The organism is Paraburkholderia solisilvae (assembly GCF_902859875.1).
GTDB lineage: Bacteria > Pseudomonadota > Gammaproteobacteria > Burkholderiales > Burkholderiaceae > Paraburkholderia > Paraburkholderia solisilvae.
The window spans coordinates 46,825-67,035 of sequence record NZ_CADIKF010000040.1; the positions used below are offsets into that span (position 1 = coordinate 46,825).

General features: G+C 58.8%; 25 protein-coding genes and 1 pseudogene. 11 read left to right on the forward strand and 15 right to left on the reverse strand.

Translation table 11 applies throughout. The annotated features are described in order from the left end of the window. Positions 1 to 519: 519 nt before the first annotated feature. The 3 genes from HV675_RS22485 to HV675_RS22495 all read right to left on the reverse strand — a co-directional run bounded on the left by HV675_RS22485 (position 520) and on the right by HV675_RS22495 (position 3,321). A complete protein-coding gene (locus tag HV675_RS22485) occupies positions 520 to 2,118 on the reverse strand; it encodes a SagB/ThcOx family dehydrogenase (protein WP_175113312.1) in 1,599 nt (532 codons plus the stop codon). 229 nt (positions 2,119 to 2,347) lie between these two features. Continuing rightward, entirely contained in the window at positions 2,348 to 2,524 is a 177-nt protein-coding gene (locus HV675_RS22490; RefSeq protein ID WP_175113315.1) for a CsbD family protein, read from the reverse strand. Beyond that, on the reverse strand, positions 2,524 to 3,321 hold the full coding sequence (locus tag HV675_RS22495) for a CBS domain-containing protein (protein WP_175113317.1): 798 nt from the start codon (positions 3,319 to 3,321) through the stop codon (positions 2,524 to 2,526). Before HV675_RS22495 ends, HV675_RS22490 begins: the two co-directional genes overlap by 1 nt. A 301-nt stretch (positions 3,322 to 3,622) precedes the next feature. Between HV675_RS22495 and HV675_RS22500 the strand changes: the two genes are divergently transcribed. Both HV675_RS22500 and HV675_RS22505 read left to right on the forward strand, forming a co-directional pair. Continuing rightward, positions 3,623 to 4,492, forward strand: a complete 870-nt coding sequence (locus tag HV675_RS22500; protein ID WP_175113319.1) for a slipin family protein — start codon at positions 3,623 to 3,625, stop codon at positions 4,490 to 4,492. 36 nt (positions 4,493 to 4,528) lie between these two features. Continuing rightward, a complete protein-coding gene (locus HV675_RS22505; RefSeq protein ID WP_175113321.1) occupies positions 4,529 to 5,299 on the forward strand; it encodes a PRC-barrel domain-containing protein in 771 nt (256 codons plus the stop codon). A gap of 13 nt (positions 5,300 to 5,312) precedes the next feature. Here the strand turns inward: HV675_RS22505 and HV675_RS22510 are convergent, their stop codons facing one another. From HV675_RS22510 to HV675_RS22520, 3 genes are all read right to left on the reverse strand, one after another. Next, the gene (locus HV675_RS22510) at positions 5,313 to 6,032 is read right to left on the reverse strand and encodes a Crp/Fnr family transcriptional regulator (protein ID WP_175113323.1); all 720 of its coding nucleotides are present in this window, start codon (positions 6,030 to 6,032) and stop codon (positions 5,313 to 5,315) included. A 237-nt stretch (positions 6,033 to 6,269) separates the two neighbouring features. Continuing rightward, positions 6,270 to 6,857, reverse strand: a complete 588-nt coding sequence (locus HV675_RS22515) for a sensor histidine kinase (protein WP_175113325.1) — start codon at positions 6,855 to 6,857, stop codon at positions 6,270 to 6,272. Beyond that, the gene (locus HV675_RS22520) at positions 6,841 to 7,131 is read right to left on the reverse strand and encodes a hypothetical protein (RefSeq protein WP_175113327.1); all 291 of its coding nucleotides are present in this window, start codon (positions 7,129 to 7,131) and stop codon (positions 6,841 to 6,843) included. The genes HV675_RS22515 and HV675_RS22520 overlap by 17 nt, the downstream gene beginning before the upstream one ends. Positions 7,132 to 7,597: 466 nt before the next feature. Between HV675_RS22520 and HV675_RS22525 the strand changes: the two genes are divergently transcribed. Together HV675_RS22525 and HV675_RS22530 are read left to right on the forward strand one after the other, a co-directional pair. Continuing rightward, on the forward strand, positions 7,598 to 8,614 hold the full coding sequence (locus tag HV675_RS22525) for a DnaJ C-terminal domain-containing protein (RefSeq protein WP_175113356.1): 1,017 nt from the start codon (positions 7,598 to 7,600) through the stop codon (positions 8,612 to 8,614). Positions 8,615 to 8,619: 5 nt separating this feature from the next. Then, positions 8,620 to 8,928, forward strand: a complete 309-nt coding sequence (locus tag HV675_RS22530) for a chaperone modulator CbpM (protein WP_175113329.1) — start codon at positions 8,620 to 8,622, stop codon at positions 8,926 to 8,928. 35 nt (positions 8,929 to 8,963) lie between these two features. Here HV675_RS22530 and HV675_RS22535 read toward each other — a convergent pair whose 3' ends face one another. Then, entirely contained in the window at positions 8,964 to 10,253 is a 1,290-nt protein-coding gene (locus tag HV675_RS22535) for an NRAMP family divalent metal transporter (RefSeq protein ID WP_175113331.1), read from the reverse strand. Between the two features lie 1,075 nt (positions 10,254 to 11,328). Here HV675_RS22535 and HV675_RS22540 point away from each other — a divergent pair. The 3 genes from HV675_RS22540 to HV675_RS22550 all read left to right on the forward strand — a co-directional run bounded on the left by HV675_RS22540 (position 11,329) and on the right by HV675_RS22550 (position 12,399). Then, positions 11,329 to 11,601: a hypothetical protein gene (locus HV675_RS22540; RefSeq protein WP_175113333.1), complete on the forward strand. Its 273-nt coding sequence runs from the start codon at positions 11,329 to 11,331 to the stop codon at positions 11,599 to 11,601. 39 nt (positions 11,602 to 11,640) lie between these two features. After that, positions 11,641 to 12,090: a type II toxin-antitoxin system HicB family antitoxin gene (locus tag HV675_RS22545; RefSeq protein ID WP_175113335.1), complete on the forward strand. Its 450-nt coding sequence runs from the start codon at positions 11,641 to 11,643 to the stop codon at positions 12,088 to 12,090. 102 nt (positions 12,091 to 12,192) lie between these two features. Beyond that, positions 12,193 to 12,399 carry a hypothetical protein gene (locus tag HV675_RS22550; protein ID WP_175113337.1) on the forward strand — a complete coding sequence of 69 codons (207 nt, stop codon included), beginning with the start codon at positions 12,193 to 12,195 and terminating at the stop codon, positions 12,397 to 12,399. Positions 12,400 to 12,628: 229 nt separating this feature from the next. On the opposite strand, the gene HV675_RS22555 is transcribed toward HV675_RS22550, so the two are convergent. Together HV675_RS22555 and HV675_RS22560 are read right to left on the reverse strand one after the other, a co-directional pair. Further along, on the reverse strand, positions 12,629 to 12,835 hold the full coding sequence (locus HV675_RS22555; RefSeq protein WP_175113339.1) for a hypothetical protein: 207 nt from the start codon (positions 12,833 to 12,835) through the stop codon (positions 12,629 to 12,631). 331 nt (positions 12,836 to 13,166) lie between these two features. Continuing rightward, on the reverse strand, positions 13,167 to 13,325 hold the full coding sequence (locus HV675_RS22560; protein ID WP_343056838.1) for a DUF3309 family protein: 159 nt from the start codon (positions 13,323 to 13,325) through the stop codon (positions 13,167 to 13,169). A gap of 314 nt (positions 13,326 to 13,639) precedes the next feature. Between HV675_RS22560 and HV675_RS22565 the strand changes: the two genes are divergently transcribed. Further along, complete coding sequence (locus tag HV675_RS22565) at positions 13,640 to 13,843, forward strand: hypothetical protein (protein WP_175113341.1); 204 nt, start codon at positions 13,640 to 13,642, stop codon at positions 13,841 to 13,843. Between the two features lie 706 nt (positions 13,844 to 14,549). Here the strand turns inward: HV675_RS22565 and HV675_RS22570 are convergent. After that, a complete protein-coding gene (locus HV675_RS22570; protein WP_175113343.1) occupies positions 14,550 to 14,804 on the reverse strand; it encodes a hypothetical protein in 255 nt (84 codons plus the stop codon). A gap of 268 nt (positions 14,805 to 15,072) precedes the next feature. Beyond that, positions 15,073 to 15,330, reverse strand: a complete 258-nt coding sequence (locus HV675_RS22575; RefSeq protein WP_175113344.1) for a hypothetical protein — start codon at positions 15,328 to 15,330, stop codon at positions 15,073 to 15,075. Between the two features lie 173 nt (positions 15,331 to 15,503). Between HV675_RS22575 and HV675_RS22580 the strand changes: the two are divergent. Then, a pseudogene (locus HV675_RS22580) lies at positions 15,504 to 15,670 on the forward strand (transposase domain-containing protein); the annotation flags it as partial. A gap of 43 nt (positions 15,671 to 15,713) precedes the next feature. Here the strand turns inward: HV675_RS22580 and HV675_RS22585 are convergent. From HV675_RS22585 to HV675_RS22595, 3 genes are all read right to left on the reverse strand, one after another. Beyond that, positions 15,714 to 17,111 (reverse strand): IS4 family transposase, encoded by a 1,398-nt coding sequence (locus HV675_RS22585; RefSeq protein WP_246270478.1) that lies wholly within the window; start codon positions 17,109 to 17,111, stop codon positions 15,714 to 15,716. Between the two features lie 633 nt (positions 17,112 to 17,744). Continuing rightward, on the reverse strand, positions 17,745 to 17,984 hold the full coding sequence (locus tag HV675_RS22590; RefSeq protein WP_175113347.1) for a hypothetical protein: 240 nt from the start codon (positions 17,982 to 17,984) through the stop codon (positions 17,745 to 17,747). 386 nt (positions 17,985 to 18,370) lie between these two features. Further along, positions 18,371 to 18,673 carry a DUF1330 domain-containing protein gene (locus HV675_RS22595; RefSeq protein WP_175113349.1) on the reverse strand — a complete coding sequence of 101 codons (303 nt, stop codon included), beginning with the start codon at positions 18,671 to 18,673 and terminating at the stop codon, positions 18,371 to 18,373. A 195-nt stretch (positions 18,674 to 18,868) separates the two neighbouring features. On the opposite strand from HV675_RS22595, the gene HV675_RS22600 reads away from it, so the two are divergent. Both HV675_RS22600 and HV675_RS22605 read left to right on the forward strand, forming a co-directional pair. Next, positions 18,869 to 19,126 carry an RNA-binding protein gene (locus HV675_RS22600; RefSeq protein WP_175113351.1) on the forward strand — a complete coding sequence of 86 codons (258 nt, stop codon included), beginning with the start codon at positions 18,869 to 18,871 and terminating at the stop codon, positions 19,124 to 19,126. Positions 19,127 to 19,253: 127 nt separating this feature from the next. Next, positions 19,254 to 19,457 carry a hypothetical protein gene (locus tag HV675_RS22605; RefSeq protein ID WP_175113352.1) on the forward strand — a complete coding sequence of 68 codons (204 nt, stop codon included), beginning with the start codon at positions 19,254 to 19,256 and terminating at the stop codon, positions 19,455 to 19,457. Between the two features lie 255 nt (positions 19,458 to 19,712). On the opposite strand, the gene HV675_RS22610 is transcribed toward HV675_RS22605, so the two are convergent. After that, complete coding sequence (locus tag HV675_RS22610; RefSeq protein ID WP_343056839.1) at positions 19,713 to 19,964, reverse strand: BON domain-containing protein; 252 nt, start codon at positions 19,962 to 19,964, stop codon at positions 19,713 to 19,715. Between the last annotated feature and the right edge of the window lie 247 nt (positions 19,965 to 20,211).

Sequence of the window (20,211 nt, forward strand, 5' to 3'; positions counted from 1 at the left end):
ACCTGTCGAGCTTCGGCAATGGGTCGACTACCGCCGGTCACCTTCGGCAAATACCGGCCATTAGGAGACGGTCACCGGGCGAGATTGAGCGGCCGCTCCCGCGCGTTGAGCGGCCGTCAACAGGCGTCGCACCTTGGTCGCAACCGACACTTCGAGTGCCCGTTAGCAAACGGGCAACGGAAACGCTCCCGATACGATTAGTAATGCTGTGCTGTGCTGTGCTGGGTCGCGGCGTCCGGCACAACATCACGAGCGTTCATCTATTCGACGAGATGGTCTTGAGTCCCATCGGCTATTCTCGCCGTTCACGTCTTTCGATAGCGCAAGTCCGCAACGTCCATCTCGGTGTACGGCGAATTGGCGATTTTGACCCGTTGCTGCCTCGGAAAGCAGACCTTTTGGCGAGCTTCGGAGGCCAACGCGTTGATAATAAAGACGAGGATTACGTAATAAACATTCAATCGCCGGTTGATCCTGGCTAATGCCGTCTCGCCAGGGAAGGAACGCGGGAGGCTCACTTCAAGGCTGAACCTTATACGGTGGGAATGCAGAGAGGCGTGGATCGTCCACCGCGCCACCGACGGTGAAGTGATACAGGCTCTGCCAGGCGTGGTCCTTCACTCCGAGCAGTGTGTGCATTTCATCATCAAAAAAGCAGCCAACCCCCGTGGCACGCACTCCGGCGGCTTCGGCTTCGAGATAGAGAGCCTGGCCGAGAATGCCGCATTCCCAGTAGAGGTGGCGATAACGCCATGGTTGCTTCAAGGCGATTTCGAATCTCGCGATCATTCCCAGCGCAAAGCAGGAGTCGGCGGCAATATCCTGGTGGCAGCAAATCAACTTTGCCACGGCGCGCAAATCGTAAGGCAGTAGAAAATAGAGCGGCAAATAGTCCGGCCCGGTCTTCTTCCACAGCCATTCCGGACGCAGAGTCTGCTTGAGAACCGGCAGCGCTCCGGGATCTCTCACGAGCATATACAGGCCCGGCTCCAGGCCGTCGACGCGGTGTACAAATAGCGCCGCATGCACTGCCGCAGGGGATATCAGTGAATTCCACGGGGGCGTGTCGCGACGCGGCAACAGGCACCCCAACATGCTGAAAAAGGCCGCGTTGGCGATGTGCGTCGTACCATCGAAATTCACCGCGCTACGACGCTGCCGGGCGATCCGGGCAAAGCGGAGATCAAGGGCGGGCTTCGCGGGCGACGGGCGCAATTCTGGAGTCGGCGAAGTCGGTTCGGGAGTACGGGCCTTGTGTGTTGCTCGACGGATCGAATCAATATCCGGCCACTTCACATGTCCCGAGCTCAGCTGATTCGCGCGTCCGTACCACTGTGCCTTATCCAAAGCGGTCAGCATGCGCCCAAGATCAGGCCGCCATCCAGGATTGCCGATCCAGAGCAAAACATCTGGCGCCTCTGCCTCGGCGTCCACGAAATCTTCGCTGCGGTCCGATCCAAGCAAGTTGGCCAGTGCATCATCGGCAGCCGCCTCTACCAGCCGCGTCTGCCAGCCGAGCGCAGCCGCTGCGTAACTCAGCGCAGCAATAACATGGCCGCAATCCTGCTGGCAGTAGCGCCAGCCACGCATACCGTATTTCCACGCCTCGCGCCAGTGGATCGAGCTTATGCCGAGCAGGACACCGCTGTCCGAAAACGCCTCAGTCCATCGCGGATCTTCCACTGCAGCGCGATGCTCAAGCGCATGATGCCGACTCAGGTAGTGGTAGACGCCTCCGGACAAGCCGGGCAGACCCGGGCACAGAAGATACCCCTCGGTCGGATGCAGGTTTCCGCTCGAAGGGTTGCAGCGCAGTGCCCACCGCTGGGCGTCATGGGATTTCCACGCCGACAGGCCGAGGGAAAGCTCGAACAGGATCCCCAGACTGGATAGATCGAATGCGTGCGCGGGCGGCAGGGTGCCACAGCGCAACGCGTTGTAGCGTGTGGCCAGTTTATCCGCGGCTAACGGCAGACCTACGCGCGGTGCGCCGTGAAACACCCGGAAGGGATCCGGCTGGGTTGTCCAGTCGAGCCTCCCGGGGCCAGGAGCATAGAAGTTGACGTGGTGCTTGCTGCGTTCGTGATATTCAAGCAGCGCATACGTTAACCGGTCCATGTTCCCCTCAGGCAAGGAATTCCCGCACATGCGGCGGTACAAAGCCAGTTGGCTGGACGTTGGGACGCGATCTCATTTACGCTTCGCTACCGACACCTGTTTTCCTGATCGGGGCCACCCGCAAGGGATCCGACCTTCGCGTTCCTGCTTCTCTCGATGTCGCCTGCGTCGGCTGCTACGCAAGCGCAGCAGGAACCGGTCGTACCTACGGATGCCATGGCGCGGCTGCTCACCCGCGTTTCTTGAGGCGGGCCCTAGCGCTACCGTAAGAGGCCTGGGTCTTGCCGATCACTTGCCCCACCCGGCCTTTCAGCGTGACCGCTCGATTGCCAATGACCCTGCCGATGTGTGCGCGCAGCGTGCCGGAAATTTGCTTTGTCCAGCCGTGCAGCTGATCCCTATTCATTACGTCGTTCCATGTGTGCTGACTGGGTGGAAACAGGATCGGAAACGCCAGGCGTGGCGGGGTGGCGCGCTGTCAACTTCGCCGGCTGCCTGTTCCCACAACTGCTTGTCGCGTCCTTGCGGTTTACCCGCTTGTTCCCACAGTTCGCGTGCGCGGACCAGGATGCTCGCCTCCCTGACGGAAGTCGGCTCACGTTCTTCGACCGTTTCGCCGCCTGCGTCGATATGCACGGTCGTTACATCGTATCCGTCGGCTAGTTGATGCCATGCATTCAGATGGTTCATTTCCTCGAACTGACGGATCCCGACGACGATGGCTTCTGCCTTCGTGCCCTGGGCTACAGTCACACGCATCAGTTCAGTGTGGTGTGGATGCCCTCTGTGATCGATGAATGTCTTGTGGAAGGCGAGTTCGTAAGGTCGCCGTTCGGAGGCGCCGCCGCTCAAGGCGGTGAGCGCAATGATCCCGCCTAGGTGCTGGTCCGCGCGATCCAGGACGGCGAGCCGCTGCACGTGACGCTCGCGCATGATCCGTTCAGCTTCCTCAACGGGATCGTCCTCGAAGCAGAAAAGAATATCTGCCGACATCGCCTCTCGCACCGTCATGCGACCCACATCGCGCGCATCGGCGACGCCACGCACCGTCACATCGCGATCGGTGATCATGCCGACTACCTTATTGTTGAGACACACCGGCAACGCGCCGACATTGAACTTTTTGAACTTTCGGGAGGTCGAGTCGAGCATTTCATTGGCCTGGATACAGACCGGCTCTTTCATCACTTCTCTGACTAGCATGGCATTGTTCCCTGAACACTGTTGAAGATGGTGGCGCGTCGGATTCAGGCGACGGTCAGGGCCGTGCCTCGCAACTATACGGTGGCACGGTGGACCGCTGTAAGCAGTCCGCTTACCTTCGGGGCAATGTTACGTGCTGGCGGTCTCGGAAGCCGTCCGCTACCGTACCGAGTTTCACCGCAGCAGCGGGCACCATGATTCACGATGCGCTGAACATCTGTTCTCGCGCGTTCCAATGCGGTGTCACGCGAAGAACGTCAGTGCATGCGAGCTAGCCGCCACCCGCGCCAGGAGCATGCCTATGAACCCGATCACACTTTCTCTTTCCGTCACGATTACGCTGATCGCAGTCGCGGTCGGTCAATGGGTCAGCCTTTATCTGGCGCCGCCCATTTTTCTTGTTGCCATCCTGGTCGCGGCGTCGGTGAAGGTCGCCAACGTGTGGCAGAAGTTTGTCATCCTGCGTGTCGGCAAACTTCAGAGCGTCAGGGGTGCAGGACTCTTCATGATCATTCCGGTACTGGACAGCGTGGTCGCCATCATCGACGAGCGTGTCCAGACCACCGCCTTTAATGCCGAGCAGGCGCTGACGAAAGATACTGTCCCAGTCAATGTCGATGCGGTCATCTTCTGGCACGTGCATGATGCACAAAAGGCGGCGCTCGCCATCACAGATTACCGGCAAGCGATCGATCGCGTCGCCCAGACGTCGTTGCGCGAGATGATTGGCTCGTCGATGCTGGCTTCGCTTCTTTCAGATCGTAGGGCCGCCGATGCGCACTTACGCGATGAAATAGGCGGCAAGATTGCCGACTGGGGCGTCACGGTTCGATCGGTAGAAATCAGGGACGTTGCGATTCCGGAGGCGTTGCAGGACGCGATGTCGAGGCAGGCTCAGGCAGAGCGCGAAAAGCAGGCGCGTGTGATTCTCGGTTCCGCCGAAGCTGAAATTGCCGCGAAGTTCGTCGAAGCTGCCCGGGTCTATGAAAATCACCCAGGGGCACTGCAATTGCGGGCGATGAATATCATCTATGAAACGACGAAGGAGCGCGGCGCAACCATCCTGATTCCAAGTTCGATGATCGATAGCCTGAACCCGCCGCTGGCGCTGGCCATAGCCGCGCGCGACGTAGCGGGCGTGTCGCCGACACCGCTCAAGACGGCGGCTTAGGCGGGCGCCTTGCGCCCATCACTGGAGTATCGAACCATGCTGCGAAATATCGAGAGTCTGAGGGGATGCGCCGTGGTCGCGAGTGACGGTGATATAGGCAATGTCGAAGAGCTCTACTTCGATGACGAGGCGTGGGGTATCCGCTATCTGGTCGTCAAAACGGGAAACTGGAGCGACGGGCGGCGCGTGCTGGTTTCGCCATACTCGATTATCCGCACGGACCCGGGGGCGCTGGGCATCCACGTTGAGCTCATGCGTCAGCAGGTGAGCGACAGCCCTCCCGTCGACCTCCACCAACCTGTCTCGCGTCATCATGAAGCGGAGTATCTCCGCTATTACGGCTACCCGACTTATTGGGGCGGCCTGGATGTGTGGGGCGTGAGTAGCTATCCGGCATTCAGTCGTGCGGCGCTGTCGGCTGTGTCGCCGGAGACGCGCGCGCAACTTGCGCTGTACGGAGACAAACCGCCGGGTGACAGTCATCTGCATAGCACAAACGCGGTGGATGGGTTCCACGTCGCGGCGGACCACAGCGATATCGGTCACGTGTCTGGATTCATTTTCGACGACGAGGCCTGGGTCATTCGATATCTAGCCGTCGACACACAAAACTGGTGGCCGTCAAACGAAGTGTTGCTGGCAACGCAGTGGATCTATCTGATCGACTGGCTCGGATCTACTGTTTCGACAGGGTTGACACGCGACTCCATCAGGGACAGCCCGGTGTACGACAGCGCTGTCCCGCTAGAGCGCGACTTCGAAACGCAACTGTACGCGTTCTATGGCAACGCGGGGTACTGGTCGTAGGAAAGAGTGACTTCTACAGTGCTTTCAGATCGGGCAACAGTCGGTCGAATTCCCGTCTTACCACGCTGTAGCATTCGCATACGCGTACTTCCAGTCCGGGACGGTCCAGCACTTCGATATGCCCGTGACTGTAGCGAATCAGTCCCGCATCCTGTAGTTTCAACGCCGCTTCGGTGACGCCGGAACGTCGCACGCCCAGCATGTTGGCGATCAGTTCCTGCGTCATCTTCAGTTCGTTGGACGGCAGGCGGTCTATGCTGAGCAGCAACCATCGACAGAGTTGCTGATCGATCGAATGATGACGGTTACACACGGCTGTCTGCGCCATCTGGGTAATCAGCGCCTGGGTGTAGCGCAACAACAGCCGCTGCACCGGGCCGGCACGGTGAAACTCTTCTTTCAGAATTCGCGCATCGAGCCGGTACGCCTCGCCGGCGCTTTGTACGATCGCCCGGCTTGGCGTCGTCTCCCCACCCATGAACAGTGCGATACCGATGAGCCCCTCATTGCCGACGATCGCAATTTCGGCTGACGCGCCGTCTTCCATCACGTAGAGCAGTGAGACGATTGCAGTAACCGGAAAATAAACGTGATTGAGACGATCGCCGGATTCGTATACGACCTGACCCAACGGCATATCGACGCGTACCAGGTGAGGTGACACCCGCGCCCACTCCGCCTCCTGCAGAACCGAGAGCAGATGATTTCTCCTTGCGGGATCCACGTTTGCCATGTACCGCTCCTCAACGTGCTGCTGAAAACCGGGCGACGAGGTTGCAGCAGCGCTCTCCACAGCGAGGGGGAGCCTGGTTCAAATTATAGTTCGGGTGCGTCAGCGCGACATCATGCCGTGTTCCGGCTATTTGCGGGCGTAAAAGGCGAATAGAACCGCGAAAAAGCTGAGAATACCTGTTGATCGTGCTCTTGCACGGGAGAATCAGGAGGCTGTCTATATGCTGTGAATGCGGTATCAGGTCCAGTCGGGTGCGTGCTGTGCGGCGATGACAGGCAGGCGGAGCGTAAATGCGCTACCAGCTCCGGGGCCTGCGCTGCTCGCCGACACGGTCCCTCCGTGCGCGTGCGCAATCGCGCTTACGACGGCAAGCCCGATGCCGAGACCGCCCGAACTGGCCGCGATCGTCCGGCTGGATTGAGCAAACAGGTCGAAAACATGCGGCAGCAGCGCGGCCGACATGCCGAGGCCATCGTCGCTCACGCTCAGAACCAGATGCATGCGCTCCGTATGCGCGGAAAAGCGGATATGACCGCCTGGCGGTGTGTACTTCACGGCGTTGTGCAAGAAGTTGCTGACGGCCTGTGAGAGGCGAACGGGATCGCACCCGATACGTAATGGCTGGTCAGGAATCTCGACGGTGAAGGTCTGGTGACGTGCCGCGGTCGCCGCGACAGTGGCGTCGAGTGTGTCGGACAGGCAGTCGATGAGGTCGACGTCGCCCTTGCACATACGAAGCGACCCCTGACCGATTCTGGTGGCGTCCGTCAGATCTTCGGCCAGACGGGCGATGCCGTCGATCTGCCGCTCAATCGTGTCGACCATCCGGAGCACGTCGGTCCGATCGGCGGACGTCCTGCGGATCACCCTCAGCGGCGAGTCGCAACGGCGCCAGAGGACCACGCAATTCGTGCGCAACGATCGCGAGGATTTCATCTGTCACTTTGGTTTCACTGGGCTTTGCGAGAGAGGGTACGTGCTTGTCGGCAAGAGCGGCGGTGGTCTGGGAAGGGTATTCGATGAATCCTTTCTCCGATTCGACACAATAGAAAGGAAGCGCGCCTATGGATGGCGCGGCGAACGCGGGATGCTGTGACATGTTGGTCTCTGGATTGCAACGCAAGAATCGCGCGGTGTGGTGTCGCCGTTTGCGGTGGCCACCAACGTGGCTTCGCTGCCGCAGAGTCTGTCTGTACCATGTGCAGACGTTCCGCCTATGGCTGCGTTGCGAGAGTGCCCCGGGAGGCCGGTGTGCGCAGCGTGGACCTGCACGTTCTCATACCGCGCGGCGCAGGTCTGTACGGTAACGTGCAGCACCCGCCTGAGACGTTGGCGCCGGCGAAAGCAGCCTTCATCGCTTGTTGACGTCCGGTCTCGACGGGTACCTTGTCCGGCGCCGGTCGCGGGTTGCCCGACGCTCACACGCAGGTACGGCATCGTACCGATTTCCGTCGCATATACGTGCAATGTGTTAATGCTGCGCACGCCAAACACTTCGCTTCAGGCACCGCAACGATATCCATCATATGACGCGCGACGTGCGCGCCCACTTCTTCGCGGCCGAGATGAAATACAGGGACTACTACGAGATCCTCGGACTGCCACGCGATGTGACGGAGGACGGTATCAAGCGTGCGTACCGGAAGCTGGCGCGCAAATATCATCCTGATGTGAGCAGGCAGGCCGATGCGGAGGAGCGCTTCAAGGAACTCGGCGAGGCGTATACGGTGCTCAAGGATACGGAGAAGCGCGCAGCCTACGACCGGATGGGTAGCCAGTGGCATGAAGGTCAGGATTTTCAGCCGCCGCCGCAATGGGATGACAACTTCGAATTCAACGGAAAGGAAAGCCGCAGCCGCTCAAACGCGGACTTCAGTGATTTCTTCGAAGCGATGTTCGGCAGTGGACGCGCAGGCGGTCAGGGGCAGCAGGCAAACGGAAAAACATCGCAAGCTGATCACGCCGTGCAGATGTCAAGCGATCTCGAAGACGCCTACAGCGGCGCGCAATGCCCGATGCCGGGACAGGATCATCACGCGAAGATCACCATCAGTCTCGAAGATGCGTATCGCGGCGCGCAGCGTGCCATCTCGCTGGAAACACCGGTTCTCGATGCGCAAGGCCGTGTTTCGTTGCGATCGCGCACGCTTAACGTATCGATCCCCAAGGGGACGCGAAGCGGGCAACATCTGCGGCTTTCTGGCCAGGGCGGTGCCGGTTTCGGACAGGGACGTGCGGGCGACCTCTATCTGGAAATCCGGTTGCGCGATCACCCACGTTTTCGTGTCGACGGACGTGATGTATCACTCGCTATGCCGGTCGCGCCCTGGGAGGCGGCACTCGGCGCGAGCGTGACGGTGCCGCTGCCCGACGGTTCCGTCGAAATGACGATCCCGCCGGATTCCGTCGGCGGTCGGCGTTTGCGACTCAAAGGCAAGGGCATCCCGGGCAATCCACCGGGCGACCTGTATGTGACCTTGAACATCGCGCTGCCTCCGGCCGACAGCGACAGCGCAAAGGCGACATGGGACAGGATGCGACAGGCGTTTGATTTCGATCCGCGCGCCGACTTCTACAGGTGATCATGATGAGCGAACCGTCAACGATCTGGCTTGAAGGTCACATTGTCGAAGATCATACCGAGTTCACGCTGTCTGGATTATGTCGGGCGACGGGTGCTTCGGAATCGCAGCTGGTTTTGTGGATTTCGGAAGGCGTATTCGGGGTGCAGGACGGCGCGCCGCAGACGTGGCGGTTCGCCGGCGCTTTGCTCTACCGGGCGCGCGTCGCTGTGCGGCTTGCGAGCGACCTCGACATCAACCCGTCGGGTATTGCGTTAGCCCTCGACCTGCTCGATGAAATCGATGCGTTACGCGCGCGCGTAACGCGTCCGTAACGTTGCGCTGCTTGCGGGCCGCACGTATCGTGCCCTCAGCCGAACCATGTGATGGCCATGGCGACAACCGTTGTCGCCATCACGAACGTCGCGCCCCAGCCGAGTAAGCGTAATCTCAACGGCAGCGTAAAACCAGCCATGATGTCCGCGCGCACCGAAAGAAACATCATCGCAATCATGACGGGCACGGCGACTATTCCGTTGAGAACCGCGCTCCAGTACAGTGCCTTGACCGGATCGATCGAGCCGAAGTTCAGGCCGACGCCAAGCGCCGTCGCAGCAGCAATCACCCCGTAGAACGCCTTCGCCTGGAACGGCCGGCGCGCAAGGCCGACGCGCCACGAAAACAGCTCGCCCACGGCGTAGGCGGCCGATCCGGCGAGCACGGGAAGCGTCAGCATGCCAGTGCCGATGATGCCGGCCGCAAATACGATAAACGTGAACTGGCCCGCAACCGCGCGCAGTGCCTCGGCGGCTCCGGCAGATGTTTGAATGTTGGTGACGCCGTGTGCGTGCAGCGTGGTGGCCGTCGTCACGACAATGAAGAACGCGACGACGTTTGATAGCGCCATGCCGAGATATGTATCGATGCGGATGCGACTGAACTCTGCCCGCGCCTGTTCCGGGGCACTGGTCAGGGGGGCTGCGCCGGGGCGTTCCTGCTCGTCTTCGACTTCCTGTTCAGCCTGCCAGAAGAAGAGATACGGGCTGATGGTCGTTCCCATGACGGCTACGATCGCCACCAGGTAGTCGGGGTTTAGCGACAGATGTGGCTGGATCACCGCCCAACCAACATCTGTCCACGGTACCTTCACAACGAACGCGCAGATGACATAGCTGAACAGCGACAGACACAGCCATTTCAGCACAGACACGTAACGTGCATAGCGCGTGAAGATTTCCAGACTAGCGGAAAGCAGGCCGAATAGAGTGACGTAGAGCAGGGCGGGTCCGGAGACTAACAGCTTCAGTGCCGCTCCCATCGCGCCGAGGTCGGCGCCAAGATTGATGGTGTTCGCAATCAGCAACATGCTGACGATCGTGCTAGATAGCCAGGGCGAATAATGCCGGCGAAGATTGCCTGCGATGCCATAGCCGGTGACGCGTCCAATGCGTGCACTGATCTCCTGGATGGCGGCCATCAGCGGATAGCTGAATAGCAAGGTCCACGCGAGTCCGTAGCCAAACTGGGCGCCAACCTGAGAGTAGGTCGCGATGCCACTGGGATCGTCGTCGGAGGCACCGGTGATAAGGCCTGGCCCCATGATCTGCAAAAGCTTCGGACGCTCAGGGTGTTTTACCGACTCTGATGTGAGTGTGTCCATTTCGGTGACTCCCGGGCCGTCCCGCTGGAGTAGGCCGCCCCCCTTCATTGACTGCTTCAAGAAACTTAACCGTATCCTGGAAGGAAAAGTCTGCGCCTGATCCAGATCAAGGTCAGTACGGCGACGTACGGGCGGGACGCCGTACTTTCCAGAGGTGGGGCGAGGCGGCGAGGCGCTCGCCCTTCCATAAAACATGGCGCGAGATACAGTCATCATGACGGAGTACACGACATTCGTGGGCATGCTCTATTTCTGCAACGCATCGCGTCAGTCAGGGAACGAACGGCAATGGTTGAAAGCGTGAATTCATTCGCGTGCGACGGTAGGCCTGGCATCGTATGCCGGCTCCGATATCAGTGAGGCTGCCAACTGGCCGCCCTCGTGCGTCCATTGCACGTCGACGCAGATGCATGTCCGTACGGCATCGTACCGACGTTCGACACAGGCGCGCGCATCGCGTGACCACAGGTGCCCCGTATCTCTCACAAGGAAAGGTGCCCAAGACAGTCTCGCACAACATACTTAGCCCGATTGCCAGTTCAGGCCACTCGACAAACGAGGAGTGGCCCCATGATCTTCACCTGACCGCACTATTTTTTTCCACCGCGTTCGTAGCGGAGAGAGTCGTTGCAATGCCATTGCGCTGTTGGACGATTCAATTCGCGAAAGCCCGCGTTGGCTGTGCAATCCGCCTGTCGCGTGTATACAGAGCTGCGTCGCGTGCTCGAACCAAAGCTTGGCGATATGTCGCGACGGAATCGTGCTTGTACCGCGCGCAGCCGGCACTCGCACCGGGTACCTCGGGACCGGACATCGCGTGGGTAATGGCGATGCACAGCTTACGCGCAAGCACGAAAACTACGCCCTGCACGAGCAGGTCGTTGGACGGACTCGCCGTCCGATGGGGAGGCCGGCAAGACGCTGGCCTCCATTTTTACATTCGCACGATTTAGATTGCTTTGCGGCATTATCAAGCGCATTGTGAAGTGATCCAGATGTACCTCTGGCCGCCCTTTTTTGCATCCGGACAGGCACAGTTCAATGACGGTCAGCACCATTTACGGAGCGCGTCATCATGACCATTCCCACCATCGAATACAGAGGATACGAGTTACGCGCGTACTCTCATCAAGAGTTTCCGCTGCACCGTGACCCGTATGCCAAAGGTCCGCGGCAGTTTTCGTCTGTTGTGCGCATCGACACCATTCAGCCCGGCGAGGCAAAGGCCCGGCGCTATGCGACGTTGTTCACTACAACAAGTCCCACCACCGCGGGTGATGCCATCGACCTCGCGATGCAATACGGCAGGGACATCGTCGACGGCAACGTTCAGGCGAGCAGACTCTGACTGAATGCCAGTCGGTCCGCAGCTGGAGTGGAGCAGGACATGCAATATCCGTTTTGTGTGCACCGCGATGGCGACACTGGCTTTCGCGCCAGTTCTCCCAATTTCCCCCGAGCCGTTGCGCACGGCAATTCGATGGATGGACTGAAGAGCGACGCGCAGGGGGCTGTCGAATTGGCCTATGACCGCAGCGAGCAACTCACACCAGCTCCCACCTGCAGTACATCGGAATCGCATGTGCTCGACATGGACGATGGAGAGGGAATCTGGACGTTTGTCGACATCAATCGCGCGCCAGTTACCTCGCAGGCCGTGGGTATCCAGTTCAGTCTGCCTGAAAGTCTGCTGCAGCAAGTCGATCTGGCAGCAAGAGGACGTCACATCACACGCGCTGCGTTGATCACGCTGGCTGTCGTCCACGAACTTGCGAGCCGGTACGAAGGACAGTTGTCCAGTATGCCTGTTTCCCAACGGGTCTTCGTGGACGGATGACGTGTGCGTCACGAACACCGTTACGATATGTCGCGCCGTCCCGGCTATCAGGGCGGCGCTAACCGCCTGTCGGCGAACCAGTATGTCTCACAGGAGTGGATCATGAACGATGACCAGGTCAATGCGGAAGAGCTGGCAGAAAGCAAAAGACGCCGAGAAGCCATGCAGCGTGCGTCGGATGATGGTATGCCGGTTGCCGCGGAAATTGAAGAGCGAGACGCCGCGGAGATCCCATACAGAAAGCCGAAGCGATGGATCAGGCACGCGAGGAAATGGCTAGGCGCTGGCAGCGGCTCGATGCGATCCTGACCATGGGCGGTTCAAACAAGAGGACGCAGCCTCGTGTGGAAACGGGGAAACAAAAAACGGGTAAAGGGTCGCTCTGGCAGGTTCTATAAGCTGGCACAACATCGGTGGCGTACAGTGCCTGACGGCGTTGTACGTTTCCCGGGCTTCATTCAATACACTTGCTGGCTGGTGAGCGATACGGACGGAATGAATTGCTCCATGTGCCTGACGTCGAATTGACACGATCGCGTCACTCCTTCCCGCCGCCGTCGATTCCGCTTCCAGTCCGCCATACCTGCTTGCCTTGCTCGGATAGCTCGCCGCAACTATGCTCGGCGTCGGACTCCGTGCCTTCTATTGCCATGACGCCGCCCGCCTGTTCCTGCGCGTTCTGTTTCTGCTTGTGTCGCGCTGCGACGGCTTCATCGTGCGACCTGCCTGCGTAGTTCAGGGTCATTTCGTCCATTCCTCCAGAGCCAGTCTTTACAACGTGACACGTGCCCGGTGCTCCCGGAAATCACTCCGCGCAGACCGAGCTGTCCGGGTTTGCTGTGCATACCCGAAGCATGACTACAAACCGAGTCTATCGCGCAGCCTGTCGATCGCGTGGTGCTCGCTCAACCAGCGAATCTCCTGCTTTCGCGCTACGCTTTTCCGATATCGGTGAAAGGAGACCGAGAAAATCAACATCATGGCTGTCAAAATGCCCCACATCGCGTAAGTCATGGTCTTCCCTGAATTTATGGCGTTAGATATGGCCGGATCAACCTGTAGCGAGAACGCGTGTCTTACGTCTTTCCCATCAAAACCAGTACAAGTACGGCAAGCGCGACCACTCCTGGCACGCTGCTCGGGAAGTATCTCCACCTTCGGCTAGGCGGCCATCGTGGCAGCGCAGAGACCAGCAGTACGACCCCGACGATCGGTACAGGAACGCCCATATTCATGTCGAATCATTCTGAGCGCTGGTGGCGCGACAACGCCCGTAGCCCATCCCGACTCTTGCGTGAAGCTACGTCTTCTGCGCGGTCGCGAATCCAGCTGAGGCAAGCCGCGTTTGTCTACCTTTGAGCACTCAGCGTAATGAGCCGGCGACGGCTTGTCTGTACGGTGTCGTACCGCTTGTCGACCTGTATGACGTGGCATCAAAAACTGCACATGAGGGTTGGGTATCACTTCATACCTTGTACGGTAGCGGGCAGACGTTCAACCGCAGTCAGTCGACAATCGTCGCGGACACGAGATCGCTGCTGGGGAACAAATGCTGCACAATCAATTCGAAGACGAACTGGCGCACCTTGAATACGTCGTTCCGCTTCTTGCGCCGGACATCCCGCTTGGACTACGGTACTGGCATCGTCGTATTATTTCGCTTTCCGCGCACCAGCGTCTGCTATCCGATGGCAAGACCCGTGTGGCCCGACTTCTCATGCTGTTCGACGAAATCGAGCGTCTTTCGGCGTAAAGAAAACTACCTGCATCCTGTCGTCCGCAATGAGTAACGGCGCATCCGCACCTCGGACAAACCGCCCTTAAATGCGCTAACGTCCCGTCGAATCCTCTCGTTCGCAGCGAATATGTTTGCCGTTCGAGGGCACCGAGGCAGCGGTCACATCTTCAGAGACACAGCACGATCAATCAATCACGCGAGTCGACGATGACGCCTGCACTAAAGACTACAGGGGTGCCAGCGGGAGGTGATCCTATCCCGACACGGGAGTGTTCGATGATTTCCCTGGGCACTCCAACGCGATTGAATGATCGACCGTGCCGGGTCGCGGCGTCCGTCACAAAATCACGAGCGTTCATTTCTTCGATGAAATGTTCTTTAGTCCCATCGGCCATTCTCGCCGTTCACGTCTTTCCGATAGCGCAAGCCCGCAACGTCCGTCTCGGTGTACGGCGAATTGGCGCTTTTGACCCGTTGCTGCCGTGGAAACGAGACCTTTGAGCGAGCTGCGCAGGTCACCATGCACAGATAGTGACGCGTGCGTTACTAAATGACAGGTCTTCGCCGCCCCTTCCTAGCATCGTTGGCTGCCAGAATAAGGTCCGCCGAATGCCGTCCGACGTCGGAGAGTGCGACATCTATTTTGCTGCAGGGTGCGCTCAGGCGCGGGCGCAATCCTATTAGCGAGCGTGGGCTCGCGGCGTGATGCACATTAGAGCGCTCAATCCCCGAAGGGGTCGCGAGGCGCGAGCGCATCGTCGATCGCATTCTTGGCCCGATCAATCGCTTCGCTGACCGCGGCGGCACCAGTGCTAGACGAACGGTAGCGTTCCGGCTTTGGTATCGGCGATCCTCCTTGGATATCACCCCGCTTCAGTGGCGTAGCAATCATCAGAGTAATCATCGATCCACCGGCCACCTCATCCTTTACGCCGACGGTGATAACGAAGCCGCGGCGTTCCTGTCGATCTTCCATGGTCGAATTCCTGTTCTGCAGACAATCATGCAGAGCTGCGTCCTGACCCAGGCCTTCCGATCAAGCCAATCTCTCGCGAACTCCGTCGCGTGTGCGATCGCTTCGTTTTCGGTCTTGAGGCCAGCCGGCTCTTGTACGAAGCCTCCGGGTAGAAACCGATCTTCGTGAATATGACTTGTGTGCCGAAAGTACCGTCATCAAGCACGCGTGGTGTGCAATCGGCGGTGTAGCCGCGGTATTGAAGCACCTTGTACATCGCGTGTTGCTGTCAAAGGTCCTCGCTGCGGAGCGAAATGAGGTGAGAGCCTGGATGGTCGACGTACTTTTGATATGCCGCCGCTCGAATCTCTTCCTTATGTTGCTCGAAGACCCAAGTGTCTGGCTCGAAGCTGCCACGCCCAAGGACCCCGAGCGCATTCCTGGATATTTTTGCGCGCGTCGTGATGTCCCCATTGTGGATTTTGAAGGCGACGTAATCACCCAGGATCGGAACTCTTGCGCTTGAAACTGAAAACTCGGGATACATAAACCCCTCCTGATAGTTGATGCCAGGACATCCTAGCACCTGTTCTCATTCGGAAAACGGTCTTTCGCGCGGGTGCATGCCGCTACTCTGATATGCACGAGGCTCGCCATTCCTTTCCGTAGGCGTGCTTCAGGCGACAATGAGCGCGCAGTGGTCGGCCGCCGATCGCTTAACGCCAGCCCGCGATTTATAGTCTCATCGGAACAACAAAGCTCAACGACATCGATCCCGAAGCATATCTGCGCTTCGTGTGCTCTCACGCATCGCCGACCATGCCATCAACCGCGTAGACGAACTCATGCCGTGGGTCACCGCGGATCAGCTTCGCGTAAACAACTGACCATCACGATGCCGTCGTCAAGACGGCACTCGAGACCTTGCAATTACCCACTTCTTTTTAGCGCAAGCTCATATCCGATCTGGATGTCGGTCAAACGTCGCATCCCGCGCCACATGACGGTATTGCCCGGCGGAGGGTCGTTGGCGCGCGCAAGGTAACCACCGAGTTGAGCAAGCCTGATAACGTTGCGCACGAGCGGCGGAGCTTGCGCGTTGTGCGGTGTATCGTGAACGATGCGTTCAAGCAGTTCGATTTCGGTGTGCGTGAACGCGAGTTCTGCATCCGCCTGCGGCGCCGATCGGGCGAGCATGGTGAGCCAGAATACGCGCCAGCTCAGGATGCAGAAGACTGCAATCAGGTTCGTTAGCCTGTCGGCTGTGCGAAGCCGGGACTCCTCGGCTTTGCAGCCCGATTTCAGAATCTTGTAGAAGGTCTCGATTTTCCAACGCATTGCGTACCAGTCGAGCTTTTCGATTGCCTCTGTACGAGAGCGGACAGGCAGGTTGGTGATCAGCTTCCATTCGATGCGGGCACGCCCTGGCGGTGGATCGCGTTCCTGTGCGTAGAGAACTGTTAGCTGTTGCGCAGGGTAACGGCTTTGCTTGCCGATGGGCGGCAGAACAGTCATATGCTGGTAGCGCAGTTCGAGCGTCGCGGTCATCGGACGGCCTTTCGTGTCGCGAAGCTCCACGCGATGGAGCCCCTTGACCTGAACCTGCTGCATGACTTTGGAGATCGTGTGCTGACCATCTACCGCGAGCCTGTCGACGCAGGTACGCACAAGGAAGTAGGTGCAAAGTTCGTATGCGGTGCAAAACAGCTCGTAAATGTCGCTTTCCCGATCGCCGATGTGAATGCAACGCACAGGATCGTCGAGAAGCTCAGTCGACTGGCGCATATTCTCCAGCCAGCGCCAGCTTTCCTTTTCCTCAATCGGAACGCGCGTGGGATTGATATGGCGCTTGAGTTCCGAAGCGCCCTTGAACCGCTTTCTTGTCCAGAACTTCACCGCCGCCAGGCCAAGTGGTAATCCATCGGCACTGACAGCAAGACTTGAATGCATCAGGATGCCGCATTGCGTGAGTGGCTGTCGCGGACCCGTACCGTCTTTCCCCGTGCGCAGGGTCGTCTTGCCCGTGTAGCCGATGAGTTCGGGGCGCTCGCGCTGGTACGAGAATGTAGTCGTGTCCTGCAGGACGAGCACCGGCCCATCGGTAGCCTTCACACGTTCAGCGCTCGCCTGGAAATGCCCGCTCAGGATATCGTGTTCGTTGACGCGCTCGTTCGATAGAAACCTGTACGCAGCCTTGGTCGAAGCCCAGTCCTGGCACGCGAACGGAATAGTCTGCCCCATGCCATCCCACAGCTCTTCCAGCAGCGATGCGAAGCGACGGCGCAAGCGTGTGTCCCGGAATTCGCTTCCCTGGACTTCAAGATCCACCCACGATCGATCATCCTTCCGTCGCTTGCCGACCATCTCGTTGACGCATGGAGCGTGATGTATCCCAGGTTACCAGGTTTCGCGGCAAAGATGTGGGTAATTGCAAGACTCGAGACGCGCTTACCAATAGACAGCCGGCGTGATCACCTTCATGCGGGATATCCCATGACTACAATCCCTATTCAGAAATCACCGCTTCAACGTCGAGAAGACGGTCGTTGGAGTGTCTTTTCAGCGTACGGGGCAGGTGTCCGGCATGCTTTTACTCGCGATCAGCCCAGGGGCCATCGGTCTTCGATGCACGGGTTCCGCGAAATTGCCTAGCGGTTGGATCAAGCGAAACAGAAGCGCTGGAACATGCGCATTTCGGCGCACTGGAACCTATACCCGTAGAACAGGTAGCGGTTTGACCCAAGGGACAACTAACACTACATATCTGGTCATCGTTGTCGTTCGCCGCGGCGCACTCCGATTGCGCTGTAACGGATTGTGAAAGACTCCCCGTCAAGGCCATCACGAAAAGCACGTGCTTATAGGTGATTCGTCGCATTTCGTCTCCTTGACCGGCAAAGATCTAACCACATTCCTGATCTTCCGATGCGCCGCAACGTCTGGCCACATCACTAGCGCAACTCAGCTGCCCAGCGTGATGATAGCCACCGTCAGAAGGACGCCAAAGACAATAACGATGAAGATGCCCAGTGCGCCGAGGAAATCGCCCTGGACGAAGCGTTGGCGGTCCGGCAGATCCGTCCTCGACGCGAGCCTTAGTCGGATAGGCTCCAGGTTCCCATCCGACACCGCCATGAACAGACCGAAGCACAGCTCCGAAACCCGGTCGACGGTGTCAAGAACGGGCTCGTTCGTGTCCACATTGGGCTCATATGTCAATGCGTTCACAAGACTGCCTCCCGTCGTGGGGAAACTGATCAGACGAAGATGATTACCCGATTGAACCGTCACCCGACCGAAGCGCAATGTCAAATGTCACTCTACGTCAGGACCGTTGCTAACCGCGACCAGATCGCATTCCCGTCGGCAACCGCAATGAACTCGCCTTTCCGCCAAACGGACGCTCATGCCCAAATTAGTGTGACGGTCTGCAACGGGTCGCGTCGGGCTAGAACATGCCGATTCATGCGACAGCGATCGGGCCACGAACGGGCCGCCGCGAATTCGTCGCGAAGGACCGTCCACAGGGGATGGACCGCCTTTCGAGCGACGATAGAAACCCGCGACGCTCGTCATAGATCGACTCACTACGACGTTACGGTCGCTATCCCATCTAGCGCGATAATCCTCGTCTTCGCACATCGTTCACGGATCGCCTTGAGGCGGGCGTACTCTGGCGGTTCGTACCAAGCCGTCAATGAACCCATATCCGGGAACTCGACAATGACGAGACGATGCGGCTGCCAATCGCATTCGAGAACCTTGGTTAGACCACCACGGCCCAGATATCTTCCGCCGTAGCGCGCCTCAGTAGCCGCTACTTCTCGTATGTATTCTGCAAAAAGGGAGGGGTCTGTTACATCGACATCGGCAATCAGATATGCAGTCATGGCACGATCCTTTGTGCGGTATGCCCACCGCCGGTGTTACAGCTTGATTGTAGTCCTCCGAAGGCCAACCTGGCTGCTTGCCGGCAGACTTCAGACGGTCGGTCAAGTCTCAGGATGCTCCGGATCGGTACCAAAAATGGCTTGACCATCTTCTAGAATAAAAACGAATGGACTATCTACGCGAGGGAGAACGTGATGGGAATGCTCTGGGTAGCCAATGTCGAAACCGAGACAACTGACGATGAAATTGACGAATTCCTCTGTGAATATGGGTTTCCGCATTTCGACACGATAGAACGCATCAGCGGGACGGGGAGACGTCCTGCAGTTGTGCTTGGTTTCGATGAGGTGACCACGCACGTGCTGCGCCACCTGCAGCCGCGTGTGCACTCCATGTTCTGGAAAGAACGCACCCTCACGGTTCACGTGATGGCGGAACACAGGGCGTCGTGAATTTGGCACTCACTTTGGACGGTGAGGTCTTGATCTGAATTCGTGCAATGACAGCGAACTGCCGGGGGCGTTGCGATGGTTCGCGAACCGAAACGGGGTCTTAGTATTGTATAAACGGGAGAAGACAGTGATCAGGCTGCTCGGAATAATGACCTTCGCGGTCGCGATGTCTGGCTGTGTTGCTGCCCAACCTTATGGCTATGGCGACCCGGCGTATGGCTACGGTCCAGGCTACTACACGCCGGGCACGAGCATAGGGATCGGCGTTGGTGGCGGAAGTTTTAGTGGAGGTACCGTCGGCGGCGGTGTGGGCATCGGCGTCGGTTTTTAATGCCGGCAACCAATAACCGATCGTGAAGATGCTCGGCCGGACATATCGTTATAGGCCGCAGACCGGTACGGTTCATGGCAGACGAGCGTCCGATGACGGAAGTCCACATTTTCACTCGCGCCGACACTGTTTTTCGGTTGGCTCTTTGGTCACGGTGCAAAGGGTGGTGCTCTTTCGTCCGTCGACGACAGAGACTGGATCCTGTCATTTGTGAGGCAGCCCTGCTTTGGCGCGCTCTCCTGCGTTATTCGTTCGTCATCTGTTTTCGGCGCGCGCGCATTGTTGCGGCCTGAGGTGCAGATCGTTGCTCACAGATCGCACCCCCGGCACGCAGCGCGTCACGACAAGCGCTTTCTGAATCTGTGGCTCTGAATCCAGGTATCCGGACAATTGCACGACGCCTCGATACACGAACGCGGGGAGCGCAAGTGCCGCGACGATCACCAACCGGCGTTTGATCTGTGGCGCGTCTCGCATGTCGGTTGTGCCATCCTGATTCGCGAACATTGGGCGACATTCGGGTTGGCTTCGCAGATATACATGTGTGTCCTCCTTGAGCCCACCATAATAGGTCAGGCGGACTTGCGACGGGCCGACTCAGGCAAGTCTGTTCATGCTGCGAGGCAAGTGCTTGGCTCAGTTCGGCCGAGGCCGTGTAAAAACGCGGCGGCCAGCCGGCCAGTAACGTCCCCGCACGGGCGGGCTCGTGTGGCGCATGAGTTCGCAAGCCAGATCCGATTTTGCCGCGGCAAAG